The 23,884-nt window shown below is 65.1% G+C and carries 18 protein-coding genes; 5 read left to right on the top strand and 13 right to left on the bottom strand.

Translation table 11 applies throughout. From position 1 onward, the window contains the following. From VFC51_16085 to radC, 12 genes are all read right to left on the bottom strand, one after another. On the bottom strand, positions 1 to 138 hold a 138-nt coding region (locus VFC51_16085), incomplete at its 3' end, for a GTP-binding protein (protein ID HZT08542.1). A gap of 275 nt (positions 139 to 413) precedes the next feature. Then, the gene (gene fusA, locus VFC51_16090) at positions 414 to 2,483 is read right to left on the bottom strand and encodes an elongation factor G (GenBank protein ID HZT08543.1); all 2,070 of its coding nucleotides are present in this window, start codon (positions 2,481 to 2,483) and stop codon (positions 414 to 416) included. Between the two features lie 9 nt (positions 2,484 to 2,492). Next, on the bottom strand, positions 2,493 to 2,963 hold the full coding sequence (rpsG, locus tag VFC51_16095; GenBank protein ID HZT08544.1) for a 30S ribosomal protein S7: 471 nt from the start codon (positions 2,961 to 2,963) through the stop codon (positions 2,493 to 2,495). A gap of 79 nt (positions 2,964 to 3,042) precedes the next feature. After that, a complete protein-coding gene (gene rpsL / locus VFC51_16100; GenBank protein ID HZT08545.1) occupies positions 3,043 to 3,474 on the bottom strand; it encodes a 30S ribosomal protein S12 in 432 nt (143 codons plus the stop codon). A 46-nt stretch (positions 3,475 to 3,520) separates the two neighbouring features. Beyond that, entirely contained in the window at positions 3,521 to 7,813 is a 4,293-nt protein-coding gene (rpoC, locus tag VFC51_16105; protein ID HZT08546.1) for a DNA-directed RNA polymerase subunit beta', read from the bottom strand. A 46-nt stretch (positions 7,814 to 7,859) separates the two neighbouring features. Beyond that, positions 7,860 to 11,414 (bottom strand): DNA-directed RNA polymerase subunit beta, encoded by a 3,555-nt coding sequence (locus tag VFC51_16110; GenBank protein ID HZT08547.1) that lies wholly within the window; start codon positions 11,412 to 11,414, stop codon positions 7,860 to 7,862. A 220-nt stretch (positions 11,415 to 11,634) separates the two neighbouring features. Then, entirely contained in the window at positions 11,635 to 12,477 is an 843-nt protein-coding gene (locus VFC51_16115; GenBank protein ID HZT08548.1) for a slipin family protein, read from the bottom strand. 13 nt (positions 12,478 to 12,490) lie between these two features. Further along, the gene (rodA, locus tag VFC51_16120) at positions 12,491 to 13,615 is read right to left on the bottom strand and encodes a rod shape-determining protein RodA (protein HZT08549.1); all 1,125 of its coding nucleotides are present in this window, start codon (positions 13,613 to 13,615) and stop codon (positions 12,491 to 12,493) included. Positions 13,616 to 13,652: 37 nt separating this feature from the next. After that, complete coding sequence (mreD, locus tag VFC51_16125; GenBank protein ID HZT08550.1) at positions 13,653 to 14,159, bottom strand: rod shape-determining protein MreD; 507 nt, start codon at positions 14,157 to 14,159, stop codon at positions 13,653 to 13,655. A 9-nt stretch (positions 14,160 to 14,168) separates the two neighbouring features. Further along, a complete protein-coding gene (gene mreC, locus VFC51_16130; protein HZT08551.1) occupies positions 14,169 to 15,014 on the bottom strand; it encodes a rod shape-determining protein MreC in 846 nt (281 codons plus the stop codon). Positions 15,015 to 15,101: 87 nt separating this feature from the next. Continuing rightward, positions 15,102 to 16,154 (bottom strand): rod shape-determining protein, encoded by a 1,053-nt coding sequence (locus VFC51_16135; protein ID HZT08552.1) that lies wholly within the window; start codon positions 16,152 to 16,154, stop codon positions 15,102 to 15,104. 13 nt (positions 16,155 to 16,167) lie between these two features. Continuing rightward, entirely contained in the window at positions 16,168 to 16,857 is a 690-nt protein-coding gene (gene radC, locus VFC51_16140; GenBank protein HZT08553.1) for a DNA repair protein RadC, read from the bottom strand. A 132-nt stretch (positions 16,858 to 16,989) separates the two neighbouring features. Here radC and fmt point away from each other — a divergent pair, with 132 nt between their 5' ends. Both fmt and VFC51_16150 read left to right on the top strand, forming a co-directional pair. After that, a complete protein-coding gene (fmt, locus tag VFC51_16145) occupies positions 16,990 to 17,967 on the top strand; it encodes a methionyl-tRNA formyltransferase (GenBank protein HZT08554.1) in 978 nt (325 codons plus the stop codon). Between the two features lie 147 nt (positions 17,968 to 18,114). Further along, positions 18,115 to 18,987, top strand: a complete 873-nt coding sequence (locus VFC51_16150; protein HZT08555.1) for a zinc metalloprotease HtpX — start codon at positions 18,115 to 18,117, stop codon at positions 18,985 to 18,987. Positions 18,988 to 19,044: 57 nt separating this feature from the next. On the opposite strand, the gene rpmB is transcribed toward VFC51_16150, so the two are convergent. Continuing rightward, positions 19,045 to 19,236: a 50S ribosomal protein L28 gene (gene rpmB, locus VFC51_16155; GenBank protein HZT08556.1), complete on the bottom strand. Its 192-nt coding sequence runs from the start codon at positions 19,234 to 19,236 to the stop codon at positions 19,045 to 19,047. A 156-nt stretch (positions 19,237 to 19,392) separates the two neighbouring features. Here rpmB and VFC51_16160 point away from each other — a divergent pair, with 156 nt between their 5' ends. The 3 genes from VFC51_16160 to VFC51_16170 all read left to right on the top strand — a co-directional run. Then, positions 19,393 to 20,982, top strand: a complete 1,590-nt coding sequence (locus VFC51_16160; GenBank protein ID HZT08557.1) for a DAK2 domain-containing protein — start codon at positions 19,393 to 19,395, stop codon at positions 20,980 to 20,982. 48 nt (positions 20,983 to 21,030) lie between these two features. Further along, positions 21,031 to 21,870, top strand: coding sequence for a DegV family protein (locus VFC51_16165; protein HZT08558.1), 840 nt, complete (start codon positions 21,031 to 21,033; stop codon positions 21,868 to 21,870). Further along, the coding region (locus VFC51_16170) for an ATP-dependent DNA helicase RecG (protein ID HZT08559.1) at positions 21,857 to 23,884 on the top strand (2,028 nt) is incomplete at its 3' end. The genes VFC51_16165 and VFC51_16170, both read left to right, overlap by 14 nt.

The raw sequence follows: 23,884 nt of genomic DNA on the forward strand, positions 1-23,884 counted from the left end.
GCTCCGAAACTCCGCTTCACCCCTCAGCGCCAGCGTCTTCGTGATCGCCGCCGTCAGCGTCGTCTTCCCATGGTCCACGTGCCCAATCGTCCCTACGTTGATGTGCGGCTTCGTCCGCTCAAACTTCTTCTTCGCCATGACAGCACGCTCCTCCCCGGCGGAGTTATTCGCTCTTGATCATATGCGCCTGTTGACCACCGGACCCGCCGGACACAATCCCGACAGGGCCGAAGTACCGGTCTGGGACGCTGGCAAGCCAAAACGTGAAAAAGGAACCGCGGGTGCGGTACGGTGGAAGCGCGGACTGCGAGTCAGCCACGCGCTCGTTCGTCGCAAAGCCGCTCGGCAGTGTAGCACAATCCGGCGGACCGGCGCCACTGCCGGGCGGCTGCCCCGATCGAGTCCCCTTGCTCTTACGAGCGCGCGCGCGCGAGCACCGTGCGCGCGACATCCTGCGATACGGGTTCGTAGCGGGCGAACTCCATCGAATACGTCGCTCGCCCTTGGCTCATGGAGCGCAGGTCGGTTGCATAGCCGAACATCTCGGCCAGGGGCACCTTCGCGCGAATGACCTGCCCGCCCCCACGCGGCTCAATGCCGTCAATGCGCCCGCGCCGCGCGTTCAGGTCTCCAACGATGTCGCCGAGAAACGCGTCCGGTGTCACGACCTCGACCTGCATGATCGGCTCCAGGATCTGCGGCTTCGCTCGCTCTACGGCGCGCTTGAGCCCGATGGAGCCGGCGATTTTGAAGGCCATTTCGGACGAGTCGACTTCGTGGTAGGAGCCATCCACCAGGGAAACACGCAGGTCCACAAGAGGATACCCGGCCACGACACCACCCTCGGCAGCTTCGCGGACGCCCGCCTCGACGGCCGGAATGTATTCTCGTGGAATCACGCCTCCCACGATCTTGTCGACGAACTCAATCCCCGACCCCGGCTCGAGCGGGTCCACCTCGAGCCAGACGTGTCCGTACTGGCCGCGCCCACCGCTCTGGCGAACGTACCGGCCCTCTTCCTTCGCGTGCTGCGTGATCGTCTCGCGATAGGCAACCTGCGGGCGCCCAACGCGCGCGTTCACTTTGAATTCGCGGAGCATGCGGTCGACGATGACCTCCAGGTGCAGCTCGCCCATGCCGGCGATGAGGGTCTGGCCGGACTCCTGGTCAGTCCGAACCCGGAAGGTGGGGTCCTCCTCGCTGAGCCGCGCCAGCGCGTTCGCCATGCGATCCTGGTCCGCCTTGGTCCGTGGCTCGATGGCGACGGATATCACGGGCTCCGGGAAGCGAATTGTCTCGAGGATGAGCGGTTTGTTGGGATCGCACAATGTATCGCCCGTGGACGTATCGCGTAGACCGACCACCGCGGCAATATCGCCCGCCTCGATCTGGTCGATGTCTTCCCGACGGTTCGCGTGCATCCGCAGGAGCCGCCCAATGCGCTCCCGACGATCCTTCGTCGCGTTGTAGACGTAGGAGCCGGCCTTCAGGACCCCGGAGTACACGCGCACGTAGGTTAGCTTCCCCACGAACGGATCGGCGACGATCTTGAACGCGAGCGCGGCGAGCGGCTCCTCGGGGAGGGCGCGCCGCGCTTCCACTTCGCCCGTCTGCGGATTGCGTCCCGCCACAGGCGGGACGTCCAGGGGCGATGGGAGGTAGTCCACGATCGCGTCGAGAAGCGGCTGCACGCCCTTGTTTCGCAGCGCGCTTCCGCAGAGCACCGGAACGAATTTCCCGTCGATCACCGCCTGCCGAAGCGCCGCGCGAAGCTCGTCCGCGCCGATCGCCTCGCCCTCGAGATAGCGGTGCAGCAGCGCATCGTTGGTCTCCACCACGCGCTCGACAAGTCGCTCGTGCCACGTCGCCGCGTCGTCGCCTTGGGTGACTGGCACCGCGATCTCTTCCGGCGGAGCGTCGGGATCATCACCCCACACCAGGGCCCGCGGAGAGACGAGATCAACGATTCCCACGAACGATGATTCGTGCCCGATGGGGATTTGAATCGGGAGCGGCTCGGCCCCGAGCCGCTCCTTGATCATGTCGATCGTGCCCCAGTAATTCGCGCCGATCCGGTCCATCTTGTTGATGAACACGATCCGGGGAACGCCGTACTTGTCGGCCTGACGCCAAACCGTTTCCGATTGCGGCTCGACGCCGGCGACCGCGTCGAGCACGACGACACCGCCGTCCAGTACGCGCAGCGAGCGCTCGACTTCGACTGTGAAGTCGACGTGCCCGGGCGTATCGATAATGTTGATGCGGTGGTCGCGCCAATTCGCGGTCGTCGCGGCGGCCGTAATCGTGATCCCGCGCTCGCGCTCCTGTTCCATCCAGTCCATGACGGCGGTGCCCTCATGGACCTCCCCGATCTTGTAGATCTTCCCGGTGAAATAGAGGATTCGCTCGGTCGTGGTGGTCTTGCCCGCGTCGATGTGGGCAATGATCCCAATATTCCGAGTGCGTTCCAGCTCCGAAGTCATGCCGTTCCTTTACCAGCGATAGTGCGCGAATGCCTTGTTGGCCTCCGCCATACGGTGTACGTCGTCGCGCCGCTTGACGGTTGCACCCTGCCCCCGCGCGGCATCCAGTAGCTCACCCGACAATTTGTCCGCCATTGACTTGCCCGGCCGGCCGCGCGCCGAGCCAATGAGCCAGCGCATCGCCAGCGACACGCGGCGGTCCCCGCGGATCTCAACCGGCACCTGGTACGTCGCGCCGCCGACTCGTCTCGGCTTCACTTCCAGGATCGGTGTCGCGTTGCGCATGGCCTGATCGAAGATGTCCAGGGGGTTCTGATGCCCCTGACGCTCGACGTTCTCGAGCGCCTGGTACACGATCCGCTCGGCGAGACTCTTTTTCCCCCCGATCATGACCTTGTTGATGAATTTCGCCAGGGTACGGCTGCCGTACTTCGAGTCCGGCGGAATTTCGCGTCGAACGACGCGAGCCCTTCTTGGCATGTGCAGTAGCCTCCTTCATCGTACACAGACAGGGCCAGCCCGCGAACGGGCCGGCCCGTTTCAGGACACCATGCCGCGTTTAACGCCCGGCGGCACCCCCCTGCGCTGCCTTCGCACCGTATTTTGACCGGCCTTTCTTCCTATCACGCACGCCCTGCGCGTCAAGGGCACCCCTGATGACATGATAGCGGACCCCGGGCAGGTCTTTCACGCGCCCGCCGCGGATCAGCACAACGGAGTGCTCCTGGAGGTTATGTCCCTCGCCCGGGATGTAAGCGGTCACTTCCATGCCGTTTGACAGGCGAACGCGCGCGATCTTCCGCAGCGCAGAGTTTGGCTTCTTCGGGGTCATGGTGCGCACCTGGACGCAAACCCCGCGCTTCTGCGGGGAGCCGCGTCCTCGGCGGACCTTTCCGCGCAGTGAGTTCAATTGGAAGCGCAAAGCAGGCGCAGTCGTCTTCTTTCGGATTTTTGCGCGACCCTTGCGGATCAATTGGTTGATTGTGGGCAAGCTTCTTTCACTCTCCTGTCGCTAATCCAAACCGCAGACGTTCATTCTAGTCTTCGAGGGGAGAGGTGTCAACTGGCGGCGTCGGCTCCAGGAATGCCGCCACTGCCTCCGACGCGAGCTGACGCTGGCGCCGGGCCTCCAGCCGCGCCTGGAGCCCCGAGCCGGCCGGGATCAGCTTGCCGATGATCACGTTCTCCTTGAGCCCCATCAGGTGGTCGACCTTGCCCATCAGCGCCGCATCGGTCAGCACGCGCGTCGTCTCCTGGAAGGAGGCGGCCGCCAGGAAGCTCTCCGTGTTGAGCGACGCCTTCGTCACGCCCAGGAGCACCGGGCGAGCCGTTGCGGGCTCGCCGCCCTCTGCGAGGACCTCGCGATTGATCTCCTCGTACTCGAAGCGATCGACCAGCTCATCCCGCAGCAGCGCGCTGTCGCCCGGGTCGTCGACGCGCAGCTTTCGCAGCATCTGGCGCACGATCACCTCGACGTGCTTGTCATTGATCGTCACGCCCTGCGAGCGGTACACCGCCTGCACCTCGTCGACCAGATACCGCTGGGCCGCCTCGCGACCCTGGATACTCAAGATCTCCTGTGGATCGCGTGATCCCTCGGTGAGCTGCTCGCCCGCCGTCACGAACTGGCCGTCCTCGATTCGGACGCGCGCCTGCGGTGGCACGCGATACTCGCGCTCGTCGCGATCTTCGGCCACGATCGTGACCAGAGCCTGCGCTCCCATCGCCTCGCCCGCCGACGGTCCCGCCTCCGGCTGTCGAATCTCGACGGTTCCGGAAAGCTGCGCGACGATCGTCGATTCGTCGGGCCCAATTGCGATGGTCTGGCCGGCGTCCACCCACTGCTGCTCGGCAACCTCCAGGGTGTAGCCCGCCGGGATCTCGTGATCGTCACGATAGGTCTCGCGCGAGACGACGCGCACGACGCGCGCGTCCTCGAGGCGCTGCAGCTCGACGCTGCCGTCGATCTCCGACAATACGGCCTTGCCCTTGGGCTGTCGTGCTTCGAACAGCTCCTCCACGCGTGGAAGGCCCGTGGTGATGTCGAGACCGCCCGCGACGCCGCCCGTGTGGAACGTGCGCATGGTGAGCTGCGTCCCCGGCTCCCCGATGGACTGGGCAGCGACGATGCCAACCGGATCTCCGATCTTCACCATCGATCGGGTGCCCATGTGCCAGCCGTAGCACCGCTGACAGACGCCGTGCCGCGACTCGCAGGTCATCGGCGACCGGACGTGGAGCTTCTCGAGGCCTTCGATGCCCGAGATCCGCTCGCGCATCTGGTCGTCCACCAACTCGTTGCGATCGACGACGATCTCGCCGGTGGCCGGATCCACGATGGGGCTCGCGAGCACGCGACCGACGAGCTGTTCCAGACGCAGAGCCCGCTTCGCCGAGTCGGCCAGGTCCTCGATCCACAGCCCGGCCTCGGTGCCGCAGTCTTCGTCGTAGACGATCAGGCTCTGTGACACGTCGATGAGGCGACGGGTGAGATAGCCAGAGTCGGACGTCTTAATGGCCGTGTCCGCCAACCCTTTGCGGGCGCCGTGCGTCGAGAGGAAGTACTCCAACACGGACAGCCCGTCCCGGAAGCTGGCACGGATCGGCAGCTCGATAATGCGTCCCGAAGGGTCTGCCATCAGGCCGCGCATGCCGGACATCTGGGCGATCTGCTGGACGTTTCCTTTTGCTCCCGACTGCGCCATCATGTGGACAGAGTCGTACGGATCCAGCACCTGCTCGACCGCCTTGGTGATCTCCTCCTTCGCGCGCGTCCAGACCTCGACGACTTCGTTGTAGCGCTCTTCATCCGTAATGAGGCCACGACGATAGTCGCGCTCGATCCGATCGACTTCCCCCTCGGCCTTTTCGAGGATATCCGGCTTCTCGGGAGGGATCTTGATGTCGTCGATCGCGATCGTGATGCCCGAGAGCGTCGCATAGTGGAACCCGATGGACTTGATCTCATCCAGCACGGCCGCCGACACGTTGTTGCCATAGGTGCGAATCATGTTGGCAACGAGGTTCTTCAGGCTGCCCTTGTCCATGGTCCGATTCTCGAACGGGATCGGCTCAACGCCGGCCCCCCGCAGAGCGGCGGAAACCGAATCGTTGAAGATGATGCGGCCCACGCTCGTCTTCATTCGCTCGGATGGGGCTCCGTCCGCCCGGCGCTGGCGGACCTCGATCTCCGCCCGGAGGTCAATCTGGCCCAACTCGTAGGCGAGGCGCGCATCGTCCAGACTCGCGAATATTCGGCCCTCGCCCGGGCTCCCCGGCCGGATCATCGTCAGGTAGTAGCAGCCGAGGACCATGTCCAGGGTTGGCGCCGTAATCGGCTCCCCGTTCGAGGGCTGCACGAGGTTGCGCACTGAGAGCATCAGGTTGCGCGCCTCGTCCTTCGCGGCCGACGACAGTGGGACGTGCACCGCCATCTGGTCGCCGTCGAAGTCCGCGTTGAAGGCTGCGCAGACAAGGGGATGGATCTGAATCGCACTGCCCTCGATCAGCACCGGCTGAAACGCCTGGATGCCCAACCGGTGCAGCGTCGGCGCCCGGTTCAGCAGCACCGGGTGGTCCTGGATCACCTCTTCCAGTACGTCCCAAACCTCGGGGCGAACCCTCTCGACCACGCGCTTCGCACTCTTGATGTTGTGCACGATCCCGTGCTCGACGAGCTTCTGCATCACGAACGGCTTAAACAGCTCGAGCGCCATACGCTTCGGCAGACCGCACTGGTGGAGCTTCAGGTCCGGGCCGACCACGATCACGGACCGTCCCGAGTAATCGACCCGCTTGCCAAGGAGGTTCTGGCGGAACCGGCCCTGCTTGCCCTTCAACATGTCCGACAGGCTCTTCAGCTTGTGATTGCTCGAGCCAGAGACGGCGCGGCCGTGGCGGCCGTTGTCGATCAGCGAGTCCACGGCCTCCTGCAGCATGCGCTTTTCGTTTCGGACGATGATCTCTGGCGCGCCGAGCTCCTGGAGCCGCTTCAGCCGGTTGTTCCGATTGATCACCCGGCGATACAGGTCATTCAGATCGCTCGTGGCAAATCGGCCGCCGTCCAGCTGCACCATGGGTCGCAGATCGGGCGGAAGCACCGGAAGGATGGTCAAGATCATCCAGTCGGGATGGTTCCCGGACTTTCGGAATGACTCGAGGATTCGAAGCCGCTTGGTCGCTTTCTTGCGGCGCTGCCCAGACGTCGAGTGCGTCTCGCCCCGAAGAAAGATGGCCAGCTCGTCCAGGTTGACCGTGCGCAAGAGGTCGCGAATCGCCTCCGCACCCATGCCCGCGCGGAAAATCCGGCCGCACGTCTCCTGGAGCTCTCGGTACTCCGTTTCGGTCAGGGTCTGGAGCACCTTGACGGACTCGATCTTCTTGATACGCGCGTCGCCCAGCGAGCGAGATTGCTCCTCTTCTTGGAGCATCTTGCTTTGAATCTTGTCCAGCTCCTCTTGCGCCTGGGCCTTGACGAGGTCGGTTTCGCCTCCCATCAGCGCGAGGACGTTGGCCTTTTCGTCTTCGACGCTCGCCTCGATCCGGGCGACCTCCTCATCGAGGAGTCGCCGAAGCTCGGTTTGGTGATCCGTTCGCACGGCGGCGTCCTCTTGCACGAGGACCGTGCCAGTCGGCTCGAAGAGGATGGTTTCCGGTGCCGCCTGGCCCACGAGGGAGCCGAGCAGCTCGTCGATTTCCTTTCCGATCTCCGTGATTCGGTTGACGTCCGCTTCCTTCCGCGCGTCCAGCTCGGCGATGCGTGGCTGGTGCCGCGCTTCGATCTCCGTCAGCCGCTCGTCGCGCGCACGGCGCACTTCCTCCGCCCGCTCTTCGCCGGCCTTGCGCGCGCGCTGAACTCGCGCTTCGATCTCCGCCTCGACGGCCTGAACCTGGCGCTCGCGCGCTTGGTCGTTCACGTCGGTGACGATGTACTTCGCGAAGTACAGCACCTGCTCGAGCGTTCGCGGCGTCACATCGAGGAGAAGCCCGATGCGGCTGGGCGTGCCCTTCACAAACCAGATGTGGCTCACCGGCGATGCCAGCTCGATGTGCCCCATCCGCTCGCGGCGCACCTTCGCCCGCGTGACCTCGACGCCGCACTTGTCGCACACGATGCCCTTGTAGCGGACGCGCTTGTACTTCCCGCACGAGCATTCCCAGTCCTTGGTGGGGCCGAAGATTCGCTCGCAGAAGAGTCCGTCGCGCTCCGGCTTCAGCGTCCGATAGTTGATCGTCTCAGGCTTGCGAACCTCGCCCCGTGACCACTGCCGCACCTGCTCCGGGGACGCCAGTCGGATGCGCACGGCGTTGAAATTGTTGACTTCCAGCATCTATTCCCCCACCCAATCCATGACCGTGGCGAGCAGTGCCCACGCGTTAATCATCCAAGCCGCCTCGCTCGAACCCCGTGAGGTTGATGTTCAGCGACGGGATGTAGTCCGAGCTGACGTCCTCGAGGAGTGGGATGCCCTCCTCGTCCTCGTTGAGCACCTCGACCGCGAGGCCGAGGCTCTGCAGCTCCTTCACGAGAACCTTGAAGGATTCTGGCACTCCTGGCTGGAATACGTCTTCGCCCTTGACGATCGCCTCATAGGTCTTCACCCGCCCGGCGACGTCGTCGGACTTGACGGTCAACATCTCCTGGAGGGTGTGGGCTGCGCCGTAGGCCTCGAGCGCCCACACCTCCATCTCGCCGAACCGCTGGCCGCCAAACTGCGCCTTGCCGCCCAGGGGTTGCTGTGTGATGAGCGAATACGGACCGGTCGAGCGCGCGTGGATCTTGTCCTCGACCAGGTGGATGAGCTTCAGCATGTAAATGTAACCCACGGTCACGCGCTGAGCGAACCGCTCGCCCGTCCGTCCGTCGTAGAGCCACTCCTTCCCATCCTCGGGAAGCCCCGCGCGCCGAAGCTGCTCGCGAATGTCCTCCTCTTTGGCGCCGTCGAAGACCGGTGTCGCGAAGGAGATGCCCAGCGCTTCCGCCGCCCAGCCGAGGTGCGTCTCGAGGATCTGCCCGACGTTCATGCGGGACGGCACGCCGAGCGGATTGAGGATGATCTCGACGGGCCGGCCGTCCGGCAGGAACGGCATGTCTTCCAATGGAAGGATCTTCGCGATGACGCCCTTGTTGCCGTGGCGCCCCGCCATCTTGTCGCCTTCCGCGACCTTGCGCTTCTGCGCGATCACGACCTGCACCAGCTGATGCACGCCGGCCGGCAACTCGGCATGGTCGTCGCGATTGAAGACCCGCACGTCCACCACTCGCCCGCGCTCCCCGTGGGGCACGCGCAGCGACGTGTCTTTCACTTCGCGCGCCTTCTCGCCAAAGATGGCGCGCAACAGGCGCTCCTCCGCGGTTAGCTCCGTTTCGCCTTTCGGCGTGATCTTTCCCACGAGGATGTCGCCAGGCTCGACCTCCGCGCCGATGCGAATGACCCCGTTCTCGTCGAGATTGCGGAGCATGTCATCCCCGACATTGGGGATGTCGCGCGTGATCTCCTCCGGGCCGAGCTTCGTATCGCGGGCCTCCACCTCGTGCTTTTCGATGTGCACCGATGTGAACTTGTCTTCCCGAACGATGCTTTCGCTGATGATGATGGCGTCCTCGAAGTTTCCACCCTCCCACGACATGAAGGCGCAGAGGACGTTCTGGCCCAGCGCCAGCTCGCCGTGCTGCGTGGACGAGCTGTCAGCCAACGGTTGGCCGGCGCGGACGCGCTGCCCTTTGGTGACGATCGGGCGCTGATTGACGCACGTGCCCTGGTTCGAGCGCATGTACTTCCGCAATTTGAAGGCGAACCGTTGCGGGCCGTTTTCGGATCCGTCCTCGGAAAGCGAGCGCACCACGATGCGGCTGGCATCCACGCTCTCCACGACGCCGTCGACCGGACACAACATCACGTGCCCGCTGTCGCTGGCCGTTTGGACTTCCATCCCGGTCCCGACGAGGGGCGCCTCTGGGGCGATCAGCGGCACCGCCTGCCGTTGCATGTTTGCGCCCATCAGCGCTCGGTTGGCGTCGTCGTGCTCCAGGAACGGAATCAGCGCGGTGGCGACGCTCACCGTTTGATGTGGCGATACGTCCACGTAGTCGACGCGCTCCGGCACCTCCAGCGCGAAGCGCGGGCCTCTCCGGACCGACACGTGCTCGTCCGCGAACGTGCCGTCATCGTTGAGCCGAACGTTGGCCTGGGCGATGGTGTACCGCTCCTCCTGGTCCGCGGGCAGGAGCCGAATCTCATCGGTCACGACCGGCACGATATCGACTCGGGGAAGCGCGTCGTGGAGGCCCGCCAGACTCTTGGCAAGCTTGGCGTCGATCGTCGCCTTCGCCGGCGCGATCTCCTTCCCCGTGCTCGGATCGACCACTGCCCGCGCGAGCCTTCGTCCCGTCGTCGCCTCCGGCGCGTTGTCCACCTGACGCAGCACGACACGATATGGCGTCTCGATGAAGCCGTACTCGTTGATCTGGCCGTAGGTCGCGAGGGACCCGATCAGGCCGATGTTCGGACCTTCGGGCGTCTCGATTGGGCAGATTCGCCCGTAGTGGCTGTGGTGCACGTCGCGAACCTCGAATCCGGCCCGGTCTCGCGAGAGACCGCCGGGACCGAGGGCTGAGAGGCGACGTTTGTGCGTCAGCTCGGCGAGGGGATTCGTCTGGTCCATGAACTGCGAAAGCTGGCTACCGCCGAAGAACTCGCGCATCGCCGCCACGACGGGCCGAATGTTGATCAGCGTCGAGGGGGTGGCCGTCTGCGGATCGATGATGCTCATCCGCTCTTTGACGACTCGCTCCATCCGCAGCAACCCAACGCGAAACTGGTTCTGGATCAGCTCACCGACGGCGCGGACCCGCCGGTTGCCGAGGTGATCGATGTCATCGGCCTCACCGCGCCCCGTATTGATCCGGATCATCTCGCGCACAATGGCGATCAGATCCTGCGGCGTGAGAATGCGCTCGGATAGCGGCGTGAGAACGTCGAGCCGCCGATTGACCTTGTATCGGCCGACCCTGCCCAGGTCGTAACGGCGATAGTTGAACAGCAGCGAGCTGAGAAGCGACTTGGCGTTCTCCGCGGTCGGCGGGTCGCCCGGGCGCAGGCGCCGATAGAAGTCGATCACGGCGGCCTGATTCGGTGTGCGGTCACGATCGGGCGTGCTCGACGGGTCGCGGTCTAGCGTCGCCTGGATGTAGTGGTGATCCGGATGATTGTCGACGTCGGCAAAGAGGCTGAGGAGCTCCTCACTGCTTCCCGTCTTCAGCTCTGGAACCGGAAGCACCGCGGCCACTGCGCGCAGAAGCGTGGTCAACGGGATCTTGCGCTTGCGATCCACCTTGACGGAGAGCACGTCCTTGTTCGACGTCTCGAATTCAAGCCAAGCCCCCCGGCTGGGGATCAGCTTTCCCATGCACAGGAGCCGACCGCTGGTTGGATCTTCGTTCAGCGTGAAGTAGGCGCCTGGCGAGCGGACGAGCTGGCTCACGACGACCCGTTCCGCGCCATTGATAATGAAGGTGCCGTTGGTGGTCATCATGGGGAAGTCCCCCATGAAGATGTCCATCTCCTTGATCTCGCCGATCTCGCCCTTGATCGTCAGTCGCATCCTGACCCGAAGCGGCGCAGCGTAGGTCGAATCCGTCTCGCGGCACTCCTCCTCGGAATACTTCGGCTCGCCAAAGGAGTAGCCCGGCTCGCCGTTCGGACCCGGAACGGCAAGCTCCAGATCCATGTTCTTACCGGTAAAGTCCTGGATCGGCGAGATCTCCGCGAATAGTTCACCGAGCCCTTCCTGGAGAAACCAGCGAAACGATCGACGCTGGATATCGATGAGGTTGGGCATGGATTGGACTTCCCGAATCCGGGCAAACGAGACGCGCTCGCGAACGTCACGAATGGCGAGGGGCGTCGTATCCTGAGGAGCAAGAACCATGGAGAAAACCTCCGCTAACGTCCGTACGGGGGGATGGGATCGGTGAAGTGCGCTCCAGCGCCTACCGAGGTGAGAACCGTTGCCACGACCGCGAAGGGTCCGCCGAGATCGTCACCAGGGCCTCGCAGAACGTTGCAGGCAAGTTTGCTCCGCTTGCGGGCGCACGGAGGGCAACGAATACCGAGGCGACAGCACGCAAGATTATATCACCGCCCGGCGGCTAATCGACAACTGGTGGATTGGACTCCGCTGGACGGTCAATTTGGGCTGCGCCCCCTTCCGGCGGTCCGCCCGCCGTCAAAGCGGACGCGCGCTGGAGCCACTGGCTGATCATGTCGATCGGCAATGGAAATACGACGGTCGAGCTTCGCTCGGATGCAATCTCGGTCAGCGTCTGCAGGTAGCGGAGCTGGAGCGCGATGGGTTGGCGCGCGATGGTAGCCGCTGCCTCGGCGAGCTGCGTCGACGCTTCGTGCTCGCCCTCCGCGTGGATGATCTTTGCGCGCTTCTCGCGCTCGGCCTCCGCCTGGCGCGCCATCGCCCGCTGCATGGCTTGGGGCAGCTCGACGTCGCGCACCTCGACCACGCTGACCTTTACGCCCCATGGGGCCGTCTGCTCGTCGATGATGCGCTGCAGCTCCTGATTGATCTTGTCCCGCTGCGACAGCAGGTCGTCCATGAGTGATTGTCCCAGCACGCTGCGGAGCGTCGTCTGGGCGATCATGGACGTTGCGCGGATGTAATCGAGAACCCGCACCACCGCGGCTTCTGCATCTACCACTCGGAAATAGACGACCGCGTTCACCCGAACGGTCACGTTGTCGCGGGTGATGGCCTCCTGGGCGGGAACGTCCATCGTGATGACCCGGAGGTCCATCCGAACCATGCGCTCCACGCCGGGGATGATGTATTGCAGGCCCGGCATCCGGAGCCCTGCCAGACGCCCAAGACGGAACACGACGCCCCGCTCGTACTCCTGGATGACCCGTAGCCCGCTCACGAGAAGCAGGACGATGACGATCGCGATGATGCCGCCGGTCCCAAGAAAGCCGACGATCTCCATTCCAGCCGCTCCTTCACGCCTCGAAACGGTAGAGGCGTCGACGCACGAGAGTCGCCTGCACCAGCCCGATGGCCGCGAGCTGCGTCATCAAAGCGCTCCCTCCGTAACTGACAAAGGGGAGTGGAATGCCCGTCACCGGGGTGAGGCCAACGTTCGCCCCAAGGTTCGCGACGGCCTGAAACGCGATCATCGAGACGACGCCCGCGCATACCATAGCGCCAAACCCGTCATCTGCCACGTCGTGGGCACGGATGACGCGCAGAAGTAGCGCTAAGAACAGGCCGAACAACACCACGGCCCCGACGAACCCCAGCTCCTCACCCAGGACCGAAAAAATGAAGTCGCTGTGGGACACCCGGAGAAAGCGAAGCTGCGTTTGCGTGCCCTCGAACAGTCCCTTACCCCACATGCCGCCCGACCCGATGCTCATCTGCGCCTGCAGAATGTTGTAACCCTGCCCGAGCGCGTCCGCCTTCGGATTCAGGAAGATCAGGATCCGCTCGCGCATGTAGTCTTTCATGGCGAGCCAGCTCAGCGGAAGCGCCGATATGCCGAGCGCACCCACTGCGACGAGATAGCGCGCAGGCGTTCGCGACATCACCAGCATCCCCAACCAGATAGCGATGAGCGATAGGGCGGTCCCCAGATCCGGCTGGGCATAGATCAGGGCGGCGGGCGCCGCCAAGAGGACCGCCGATGCGATAGTCGTCCGTGCTCCGACCGTTGACGTCGAGAGCACGCGGGCAAGCGCCAGCATGAGCGCCACCTTCGCCGGCTCGGAGGGCTGGAACTGGACGCCACCAAGCTCGAACCAACGCTGCGCTCCGTAGTCGCGAAGGCCATGTCCCAACCCGAGCACTGCCGCCAAGGCGACGACCGAGATCCCGTAGAGCGGAAATGCCAGAGTGCGAAGCGCGCGTGGGGGAATACATGCGCAGCCGACCATCCCCACGATGCCCAGCACCGCAAACACCAGCTCTTTCATGAACCAGCTATTGCCAACCAGTCGCGGCGGGTCGTAGTACTGGCGCGTGGCGCTGGCCACCAGCAACACGCCGAATACGGTCAGCCCCATGGTCGCCAGGAGCAGGACGGGATCGATTTGCCTCCAGCGAATGCCACGCAGGCCAAGGTTCATCGCAGAACCCCGTCAGACCTCGATCTCGCGGTCGTCATCACTCGCTTCGCTTGGGCCCCAGCTCGTCGCTGGCAATTCGTCGCTCGACGGCCCGGAAGAATGGGGTCGCCGCCACCATGCAGAGCACGGTCAGGACGCCGCTCGGAATGGCCGTCGTCGTGAGGGCACGCTCCCAGTCGACCGTCCAGCCAGCCGCCTGAAGGCCGACGATGGTAAGCACGAAGGCCAGCGCGCACCCGCCAACCCCAGCGGCGATGGGGAGGGCCGCGCCGGTCCGCGCAAGCCGGTCCATGACGAGCCCAGCAATGAGCCCAAGCACCGTGAGTCGAAAGATGTTGATGCCGAATGGGGTGGTGGACGCGATGTCGATCATCAGTCCGCCGATGGCGCCCGCGATCACGCCCTCCTCCCAGCCACGGATCCAGGCCCAGCCCACCACGAGCACCAGCGCCAAATCCGGCCGAACCCCGTTCGCCGTGAGCCCCGGCAGGGTCAGCGATTGGAGGATCGTTGCCACGACGAGCAGTGGGATCAGAAATCGCATCGAGTCGATCTAGCGGCCAGGTTCCGCTGCCGCTGGGTCATGTGCCGGTCCCAGCGGCAGGCTCGCGGACACGCCCGTATTCCGCCGCAGCACAATGTAGAGACGCTCAAGGCTGCGAACGTCCACGGCGGGCTCGACGAGGGCTTCTTGGAACACGTCCACGTCCCTTTGACGGACCTGCAGCACGCGTCCGACGACGATGCCCGACGGGAAGACCCCGCCGATTCCCGACGTGATGGCGAGGTCGCCGGTGCGCAGCACGTCAGACCGCGGGACGTACTGCATGATGAGGTGCCCGTCTCCGGTCCCGCGAACGACCCCGGTCGCGCGGGAGTCCGGATTCTGGATCCTGGCGCTGACGGCGCTGTTGACGTCGGTGATGAGGAGCACCTTCGATGCCGTTGGCTCGACTTCGACGACGCGCCCGACGAGTCCCCGCCACGTGATGACCGGCGCGTCGACGGTCACGCCGTCGTCGGACCCGCGATCGACCGTCACGCCCTGGACGATGGCGAGCGGGTCCTGCGCGATCACATTGACCGACAGCAAGCTGCCCAACGGCGCGCGCCCGCGAAGGTCCAGGAGACGACGGAGATCGCGGTTCTCGAGCTCCAACTCCTGCATTTGCACGACCTCAGCCTGGAGGCGATTGATCTCTTCCTGATACCCGCGATTTTGGGCCGCCAGCGTGCCCGCCTGGCGGACCGTATCGGCGAAGTAGGCGACGCTGTCCACCGCGCGGGAGATTGCGTACTCCACCGGCGCGATAAATCGGATCCCGACGGCCTGCGCCTGATATGCCGTCCCCGGCATGGTTATGATGAACACCGCGACGGCGATGGTGACAAACGCCATCCAGCGTGACGCCGTCCGACGGGTTCGCATCGCCGAGAACAACTTACGGCTCCTCGTCCACCCAGAAAACGGTCGTCATCGTATCCGTCACCGCCCCGCGCGGCGGCCGTTGTGGAGGTCCAGCGTCACACGCCGCAGGATCTCCACGTCGTTGAGCACCTTCCCCGCCCCGCGCACGACACAGCCCATCGGATCTTCGGCGACCTGGACCCGCATGTGCGTCCGGTCGTGCAGGAGGGTGTCAATATGAGGAAGAAGGCTTCCTCCGCCCGAGACCATGATCCCGCGCGCCATCAGGTCAGCAACCAACTCTGGTGGCGTATCGTCAATAGTATCGGTGACCGCTTCGACAATCGAGTTGAGCGATCCGTTCATCGCGTCGGCGATCTCCGCCGACGTCACCGACACTTCCTCCGGTAGCCCGGATTTCACGTTCCGCCCGCGAACGACGACGCTGCCGTTGTCCTCGAGGGGAATCGCCGATCCCACTGCAACCTTCACCTCCTCGGCCATGCGCTCACCGATGGCGAGGTTGTGTCGCTGGCGAATGTAGGAGACGATGTCCTGGTCGAGTTCGTCACCGGCGATGCGAATCGAGCGGCTGGCGACCACGCCGCCGAGCGAGATTACGGCCACTTCGGTCGTCCCGCCCCCGATGTCAACGATCATGCAGCCGTGCGGCTCGGTGATGGGTAGGCCCGAGCCGATGGCGGCCGCCATCGGCTCTTCGATGAGCCACGCTTCCCGCGCCCCGGCCGTCATCGCCGCCTCGTACACGGCGCGCCGCTCGACCTCGGTGACCCCGGAAGGGATTCCGATAACGATTCGCGGCCGCGGAACCATCGTCATTTGCTCGTGGACGCGCTCGATGAAGTAGCGGAGCATGCGCTCGGTCACGTCGAAATCCGAGATCACGCCGTCCTTCAGCGGTCGAATCGCCACGATGTTGGCTGGCGTCCGCCCCACCATTCGCTTGGCTTCGGCGCCAATGGCGAGCACGCGCTTCGTCTTGCGGTTCACCGCCACCACCGAGGGCTCATTGATGACGATGCCCTTGCCGCGAACGAGGACGAGGGTGTTCGCGGTCCCGAGGTCGATACCGATGTCGCGAGAAAGCAACCCAAAGAGCGAGTTCAGCAACGAGCGGGCTCCATCAGGAAAATCCGAGCTGTCGTTCGCGCAAGCTCACCCAGCCAGTCGACGCCGCGCCTGGGCGACCGATGATGATATGGTCGAGCACATTGATGTCCAGAAGCTCCCCCGCCTCCACGACTTTTCGCGTGATGGCAACGTCTTCAGGAGAAGGCGCAGGGTCGCCGCTGGGGTGGTTGTGGGCTAACACGATCCCCGCGGCTTGCTGGCGGATGGCTTCCTTGAACACCTCGCCCACGCGGACTACCGAGGTATTTAAGCTTCCGAGGGATACCTGCACAACTCCTTGGACGCGGTTTTTCGTGTTGAGCAGGATCACGCGCACGCTCTCTTGTTCCAGCAAGCTCATTTCGCCCCGCAGCAACGCGTACGCATCCTGGGGACCGTTGAGCTGGGGACGTTCCTCTGGCGCCAGGGTGAGCAGCCGCTTTCCAAGCTCGAACGCTGCTTTGAGATCGATGGCCTTCACTGGACCGATGCCCCGGGCTTGTGACAGCTCGGCGAGGCTTGCCCGGTTGAGCCCGCCGAGCCCATCGTGGCTCCTCAGAAGAGCCCGGGCAACTTCCAGAACATTGGCCGACTGCGTTCCGGTGCGCAGCACGATGGCGATGAGCTCCTCGTCGGAGAGCGCCTGGGCGCCCAGCGCCTGGAGGCGCTCCCGCGGGCGGCTGCCAGTCGGCAAGTCTCTGATACCGACGTGGTAGGCGAGCGCGGTGTCACGGGCGATCTGTCCCCCCCGGCCAGGCAGTCTCGCGCGGGACGCCGCAGTATACCATGGGCGTGCGTGACAGAACGTCAGTAATAGCAGGATATGGGTGCTCACGTGGTACGAGATACGGTCCCCAAGCGGGTCGTATTCATGGGAACGGCGGAGTTCGCCGTTCCCAGCTTGAACGCGCTCGTCGGCGCCGGATACGAGGTGGCGCTCGTCGTGACGCAGGCCGCGCGCCCTTCTGGGCGCGGTCGCCGCGTGACACAACCCCCCGTCGCGCGCGCGGCCGCTGCCCTGGAACTTCCCCTTTTCCAGCCCGATCGCATCCGGAGACCGGACGCGGTCGAGGCGGTCCGGAACGCTGCCCCCAACATCATCGTCGTGGCCGCGTACGGGCAGATCCTGCCCAGGTCGATTCTCGCCATTCCAGAACGGGGGTGCATCAACGTCCACGCGTCGTTGCTGCCGCGGCATCGAGGCGCGTCTCCGATCTCTGCGGCAATCCTGGCAGGCGATCCTGAGACTGGTGTGACGATCATGCTGATGGACGAAGGGATGGACACCGGACCCATCTTGGCCCAAACGGCGGTCCCGATCGACGACCGCGATGATCAGGCGTCACTGACACGCAAGCTCGCGGACGTGGGGGCGGAGCTGCTGATCGAATGGCTCCCTCGCTGGAGCGCGGGCCAGATCACGCCCCAGGCACAAGACCCATCTCGCGCCACCCTAACCCGGCCGATCGAACGGTCGGACGGACGGCTCGACTGGAGCCAACCTGCGGTCGATCTGTGGCGGCGCATCCGCGCCTACGCGCAGTGGCCGCAGGGCCACACCTGGTGGGACGGAAAGCTCATGCGCATCGCATCGGCCGACTACGACCCGGATCCATACGTGGACCCGGGGCTCGTGGTGCCCTGGGGTCCTGCGCGGCGAATCCCGACGATGGCGGCGATTGGCACAGGCCGCGGAGTCCTGCTGCCCAAGACCATTGTCCTCGAAGGTCGCCGACCAATGGGGATAGACGTGTTCATTCAAGGCCATCCGACGTTTATTGGGAGTCGCCTTCGGACAGATAGTTCCGAGTAAGAATCGTTCCTGCGCAGAGCTTGCGCGTAACGCGCTGGATTTACCGCGCATGAGGTGCATCTTTGGTATCATTTGGGCGCGCGCGCGGTCAGCAACGCCGTGCAAGTGAAGTCGCGTGTCGTCCGAATGGAGGAGGCAACCCCAGCCATGGCAAGCAACAATACCTTCCGAACCATGTTCTTGCTCACGGCGCTCACCGTGATCCTATTGCTCTTCGGGCGCGTGTTCGGCGGCACCCAAGGGATGATCTTCGCGTTCATCTTCGCTCTCGCCATGAACTTCACGTCCTACTGGTTCTCCGACAAGATCGCCCTCGCGATGGCCGGAGCGCACGAAGTCTCGGAGTCCGAAGCGCCGGAGCTCCATTCGATCGTCAACAACCTGGCCATGTACGCCCGGCTGCCCAAGCCGCGGGTCTACGTGATCAATTCCGATTCCCCGAACGCCTTCGCCACGGGGCGCGATCCCTCGCACGCAGCCGTCGCCGTGACGCAGGGCCTCCTCGGGATGCTGAATCGCACGGAGCTCGAGGCCGTTCTCTCGCACGAAATGGGCCATGTTCGCAATCGCGACACCCTCACCATGACCGTGACCGCGACCATTGCCGGCGCCATCACGATGCTGGCCCACATGGCGCAGTGGGCGCTCATGTTTGGCGGCCTGGGCGGGAGAAACGACGAGGAGGGCGGCGGCATCGCCGACGTGGCCGCCGGGCTACTCATGATCATCCTTGCACCGATCGCGGCCACAATCATTCAGCTCGCGATCTCGCGCGCGCGCGAATTCGAGGCAGACGCGACCGGCGCGCGGATCTCTGGACAGCCGCTGGCCCTGGCCGATGCCCTCGAGAAGCTCGAGGCGGGTACCCGCTATCGTCCGATGCAGGTCCCACCAGCGACCGCGCATCTATTCATCGTCAACCCACTCGGCAATAACGGATGGGTGAATCTCTTTCGCACGCATCCAACGACCGAGGAGCGTGTCGCGCGGCTGCACGCGATGGCGTTTGCCATTCGCTGAGGAAAGCGCGCGATCACACCGAGGCCCGACGGCGAATCTTGCCGTCGGGCCGCGCTTTTAGGACGAGGTCTGCTTTCGCTGCGTCCGCATGCAGCGGGTGCAGATCTGGAGTGTGCGGACGTAGCCGTTCAGCACAACGCGCGCCTTCTGAATGTTGGGCAGCCAGCGCCGGTTGGTCTTGCGGTGCGAGTGGCTCACGTTGTGCCCAAACGCGGCGCCTTTACCGCACAGCTCGCATCGGCTTCGCATCGATCGGTGCCCCCAGTGATCACTTCCATCGCAGACACAGCGCCGCTCGGCTTACGACTGCGTGGGTTCGCTATTCTAACAGGTATAACATCTCGCTCGGAAATCTCACGCTCGCGCGCAAGAAGGGGATCACAGCCTCTGATCGAACCCGACGGCATGCTCCTAAAAAGCGCCATCGCGTCCGCTGCCGAGCTTGTTGAACGACGCGCGGCCGCCATTAACGCGCTCAACGTGTTTCCGGTCCCCGATGGAGACACGGGCACGAACATGGCGCTCACCCTCAGGTCCGCCGCCGACGCTGCGCTGGCGTGTTCCGATCATCGACTTGCCGAAGTCGCCAACGCGGCGGCCCACGGCGCGCTAATGGGCGCGCGAGGCAATTCTGGCGTCATTCTCGCGCAGATCCTCCGCGGGATGGCGCGCGCCCTGTCCGTGCACCGGACCCTGGATTCGGACGCCTTCGCGCGGGCGCTCCGCGCCGGCAGCGTCGCGGCCTACGAGGCCGTCGTAGATCCGGTCGAGGGCACCATGTTGACCGTCGCCCGGATGGCGGCGGCCGAGGCGGGGCACTCCGCGCTCGACGGGCATGACCTGCTCACGACGCTCACGCGCTGTCACGAAGCAGCCCGCGCCGCCGTGGCCGAGACTCCGCGGCAGCTCCCCATTCTGGAGCAGGCCGGCGTGGTCGACGCCGGTGGCGAAGGCTTTCGGACATTTCTCGACGGCATTTTGGCGACGGTGCGCGGAGAGCCTGTGGCGGAGGTGTTGGTGGCGGCCCAACACGTCGACTTCGGCGCGCTCCACGATGACCGTGATACACACGGCTATTGCACCGAGGTGCTGTTCACCGGCGCCAACCTGGACGCCAACGGAATACGCAAGCGGCTGAACCCGCTCGGCACATCGCTCCTCGTCATCGGAGACCCGGGCATTGTCCGCGTGCACATCCACACAGACCGGCCGGGATCGGTCCTCGATCTTGCCTGCGACCTCGGGCAAGTCATTCAGGTCAAGGTTGAAAACCTGCAGCGCCAGCGCGAGGCGTTTCGCACCAGTTGGCAACAATCCGACGCGCAGCGGCAGCGCCCGAATCCCGGTTTGGGCGTGGTGGCCGTCGTGGTTGGAGATGGATTTCGACAGATCTTGTCCAGCCTCGGCGCGGCGGTGATCGTCTGTCCCAACACCATGAACCCATCCGTCGAAGAGGTCCTTCACGCAATCCGCGGCGTGCAGTACGCAAACGTCGTCGTACTGCCGAACGACGCGAATGCCGCCCTCGCATGCGAGCACGCCGTTCGTGCCTGGTCCGAGGGGAACGCGGTTGTCCTTCCGACCCGAACCATTCCCGAAGGCATCGCGGCGCTCCTCGCGGTCAATCCCGAGGCCTCGCTCGAAACCAACCTCGCCGCCATGGATCAGGCCGCGCACCGCTGCCACACCATCGCGCTGACGCGTTCATCGCGGGACGCGACCATCGACGGCATTCCGGTCGCGACCGGGGACCTGCTCGCCATCGCGGACTCACGCCTCATCGCTGCCCGCGAGTCCTATTTCGATCTGACGCGCCGCTCGATCAAGGACCTGCGGAGCGATGAGCTTGACATCGCCACGGTATACGTCGGCGCCGAGGGCGACCGTGATACCGCGGACAGCCTCTGCCGGATCCTCGAGGAGCATCTCGAGGTCACCGTCGAGGTCGCGGAGGGCGGGCAGCCCCACCACGAGTACATCATCGCCCTCGAGTGAAATTGCCTTGAGCGTACATCGTTCGCGGAAACAGGACGTCGCCGGATCGTGACAGTTGCCATCGTCGCGGACAGCACAGCGGATTTTCCCAACGCAGATCCCAGCGAGCTGGACGTCACGCTCATTCCGCTGACCGTTCACTGGGGTAGGGACGTCCTGCGCGATCGCGTCGACGTCACGACCGGCGAATTCTATGCGCGACTACGCACAGATCCGAACCTCCCGAAGACGTCCGCCCCGCCGATCGGCATCTTCGAGGAAGTCTATCGAGAGCGCCTCGCGCGCTGCGATGCGGTGATCTCCCTACACATCGCCTCCGCCTTCAGCTCGACGCACAGCGTCGCCCTGGCAGCCGCGCGTGCCGTAGATCCGCGGCGGATCCACGTCATCGACTCCGCCAGCACGTCCGTTGGACTTGGGTGGCTGGTCGAACGGGCGGCAGAGCTGGCAGCCACTGGCCTCGACGCCGACGGAATTGTGCGAGCCGTGCAAGAATCGATCCCGAGGGTCCGGCTCTTCCTCACGCTGGAGACGCTCGAATACCTGCAGCGGGGCGGCCGAATCGGCAGAGCCCAGGCGTTCGTCGGCGCGCTCCTCAACGTCAAGCCGGTCCTCCAGATTCTCGACGGAACGGTTGTTCCGGTGGAGCGAGTCCGCACGCGAGCGGCGTCGCTTCGACGGATCGCGGATCTGGCAGAGCGGGCTGGCGCGAAAGAGCGCATGGCGATCGTGCACGGCGATAGCGCCGCGGAGGCCGAAGCGTTGCGGGATCTGGTCGCGGCGTCGCATCCGGAGCTCCCAATCGGGATCGCCGAGATCGGGGCGGTCGTGGCGACCTACACCGGCCCGGGGATCATTGGTATCGGTTGCCTCCTTGCCTCCCAGTAGCTCTCGAAGCGATCCCCTGGCGACGCTCCGCGACATCCTTCGACTCGAGCAACGTCGCGGCAACGACAACCGCGCGGTGGTCGGCGGCCTCGGGGCGTACGTTGCGCGCCTGCGGACCCAGGGACTCGGGGATGCGGCGTACCTGAAGCGCCTCACCACGTATGCCGATCTCTCAGTGGAAGCGCGCCGCGCGGCGGTCGCCGACGCCCTCCGTGGGATGGACGATGCCATGCGCCCCGCCCCTCGCCAGCCTTCGGCCAGCGCCCGGGCGACGCATTTGAAGTCAGACACGCCTGTGTCCAGGCTCCCCGGCGTCGGAGCGGCTCGCGCGACGCGGCTCGCCGAACTGGGCATCACGACCGTCGAGGACCTTCGCCTGCACGTCCCCCATCGGTACGTGCACTATCCTCCGTCACAGCCGGCCGCATCCCTGGGATTCCAGCATCTGGCGAGCTTCGAGGGCACCGTCCGTCGCATCGACGTGGCCCCGCTGCCCGGGAAGCGCGTTCGCATCACCGCGATCCTGGGCGATTCCACCGGGACAATCGGCGCCGTCTGGATCCGCCACGGCGGCGGAATAGGACTGCGTGAGGGAGCGCGCATCGCGGTATCCGGTCCACTCGTGAGCTACGGGCGACAGGTGTACTTCGAAAATCCGGAGTACGAGCCCGCGGACCGGCCGCCCCTCAATACCCGCCGAATCGTCCCCGTCTATCCCCTCGTCGCGGGTGTCTCGCAGTCCCTCATCCGATCGCTCGCCCGGCAGGCCTTGGCAGGGCTGCCCCCGGCCACGGAGTCGCTCCCCCAGTCAGTTCTCGCGAGCGAGGGACTGATGGGGCGTGACGAAGCGATTCACCAGCTCCACGAGCCGTCATCGGCGGAGTCGCTGGAACAAGCGCGCACCAGGTACGCGTTCGACGAGATCCTTCCGATCCAGCTCATGCTGCTTCAACGACGCATCGCCTACCGCGCGGTGGAGGGCGCCGCCGTCGACGTTCCCTGGGGGCTCCTGGCCGAATTCCGGCAGCACCTGCCATTTTCGCTGACCGGCGCGCAGCAGCGCGCGCTCTCGGCGATTCTGGAGGACATCGCCCAGCCGCGCCCGATGGTCCGCCTCCTCCAGGGAGAGGTCGGTTCGGGCAAGACAATCGTCGCCGCCACGGCTGTCCTCGCCACCATCGCGAGTGGAGGTCAGGCGAGCATCATGGCGCCGACAGAGATACTCGCGGAGCAGCACCGGCAGTCCATCACCGCGCTGTACGGGCGAATGCACGCGATCCTCGAGGCGCGCTTGGGCCGACGGCCCGAGATCGCGCTCCTCACGAGCGCCTTATCCCGGACCGAACGGGAGCGCACGCTGGCGGCGATCTCCCGCGGCGACGTGGACCTGGTGATCGGGACCCACGCCGTGATCCAGGAAGACGTCGAGTTCGCCCGGCTCAACCTGGCCGTGGTGGATGAGCAGCACCGCTTCGGCGTGGGGCAACGGGTCGCGATCCGTCGAAAGGGCGGAAACCCCCACTTGCTCGTCATGACCGCCACGCCGATTCCGCGCACGCTGGCGCTCGCAATGTACGGCGACCTGGACGTGTCGATCATCGACGAGCTGCCGGCTGGCCGGCAGCCGATACAGACGGAAGTCGTGATGCCCCTGGCGCGCGATCGGGCCTATGCGCACGTGCGCGCCGAGGTAGCCGAAGGCCACCAGGCCTTCGTCATCTGCCCACTTGTCGAGGAATCGCGTGGGACCGAGGCCAAAGCTGCCACCACGGAGTTCGAGCGGCTGCGGCAGGGCGAGCTGGCCGGCTTGCGCCTCGCGCTCCTCCACGGGCGCATGAAGTCCGCCGATAAGGACACCGTGATGCGATCGTTTGCCGCCGGGGAAATCGACGTGTTGGTGGCAACGTCGGTGGTCGAGGTCGGTGTCGACATTCCCAATGCCACGGTGATGATGATCGAAAGCGCCGAGCGGTTTGGCATTGCCCAGCTGCATCAATTCCGTGGCCGCGTGGGA

The sequence above is a fragment of the Chloroflexota bacterium genome, from assembly GCA_035652535.1.
Taxonomy (GTDB): domain Bacteria; phylum Chloroflexota; class UBA6077; order UBA6077; family SHYK01; genus DASRDP01.

What these genes read in the sequence shown, in the direction of transcription:
- fusA (HZT08543.1), bottom strand. Translation starts at nt 2,483, where the DNA reads ATGACTTCGGAGCTGGAACGCACTCGGAATATTGGGATCATTGCCCAC.
- rpsG (HZT08544.1), bottom strand. Translation starts at nt 2,963, where the DNA reads ATGCCAAGAAGGGCTCGCGTCGTTCGACGCGAAATTCCGCCGGACTCG.
- rpoC (HZT08546.1), bottom strand. Translation starts at nt 7,813, where the DNA reads ATGCTGGAAGTCAACAATTTCAACGCCGTGCGCATCCGACTGGCGTCC.
- VFC51_16110 (HZT08547.1), bottom strand. Translation starts at nt 11,414, where the DNA reads ATGGTTCTTGCTCCTCAGGATACGACGCCCCTCGCCATTCGTGACGTT.
- VFC51_16115 (HZT08548.1), bottom strand. Translation starts at nt 12,477, where the DNA reads ATGGAGATCGTCGGCTTTCTTGGGACCGGCGGCATCATCGCGATCGTC.
- rodA (HZT08549.1), bottom strand. Translation starts at nt 13,615, where the DNA reads ATGAACCTTGGCCTGCGTGGCATTCGCTGGAGGCAAATCGATCCCGTC.
- mreD (HZT08550.1), bottom strand. Translation starts at nt 14,159, where the DNA reads ATGCGATTTCTGATCCCACTGCTCGTCGTGGCAACGATCCTCCAATCG.
- mreC (HZT08551.1), bottom strand. Translation starts at nt 15,014, where the DNA reads ATGGCGTTTGTCACCATCGCCGTCGCGGTGTTCATCATAACCATGCCG.
- VFC51_16150 (HZT08555.1), top strand. Translation starts at nt 18,115, where the DNA reads ATGGCAAGCAACAATACCTTCCGAACCATGTTCTTGCTCACGGCGCTC.
- rpmB (HZT08556.1), bottom strand. Translation starts at nt 19,236, where the DNA reads ATGCGAAGCCGATGCGAGCTGTGCGGTAAAGGCGCCGCGTTTGGGCAC.
- VFC51_16160 (HZT08557.1), top strand. Translation starts at nt 19,393, where the DNA reads ATGCTCCTAAAAAGCGCCATCGCGTCCGCTGCCGAGCTTGTTGAACGA.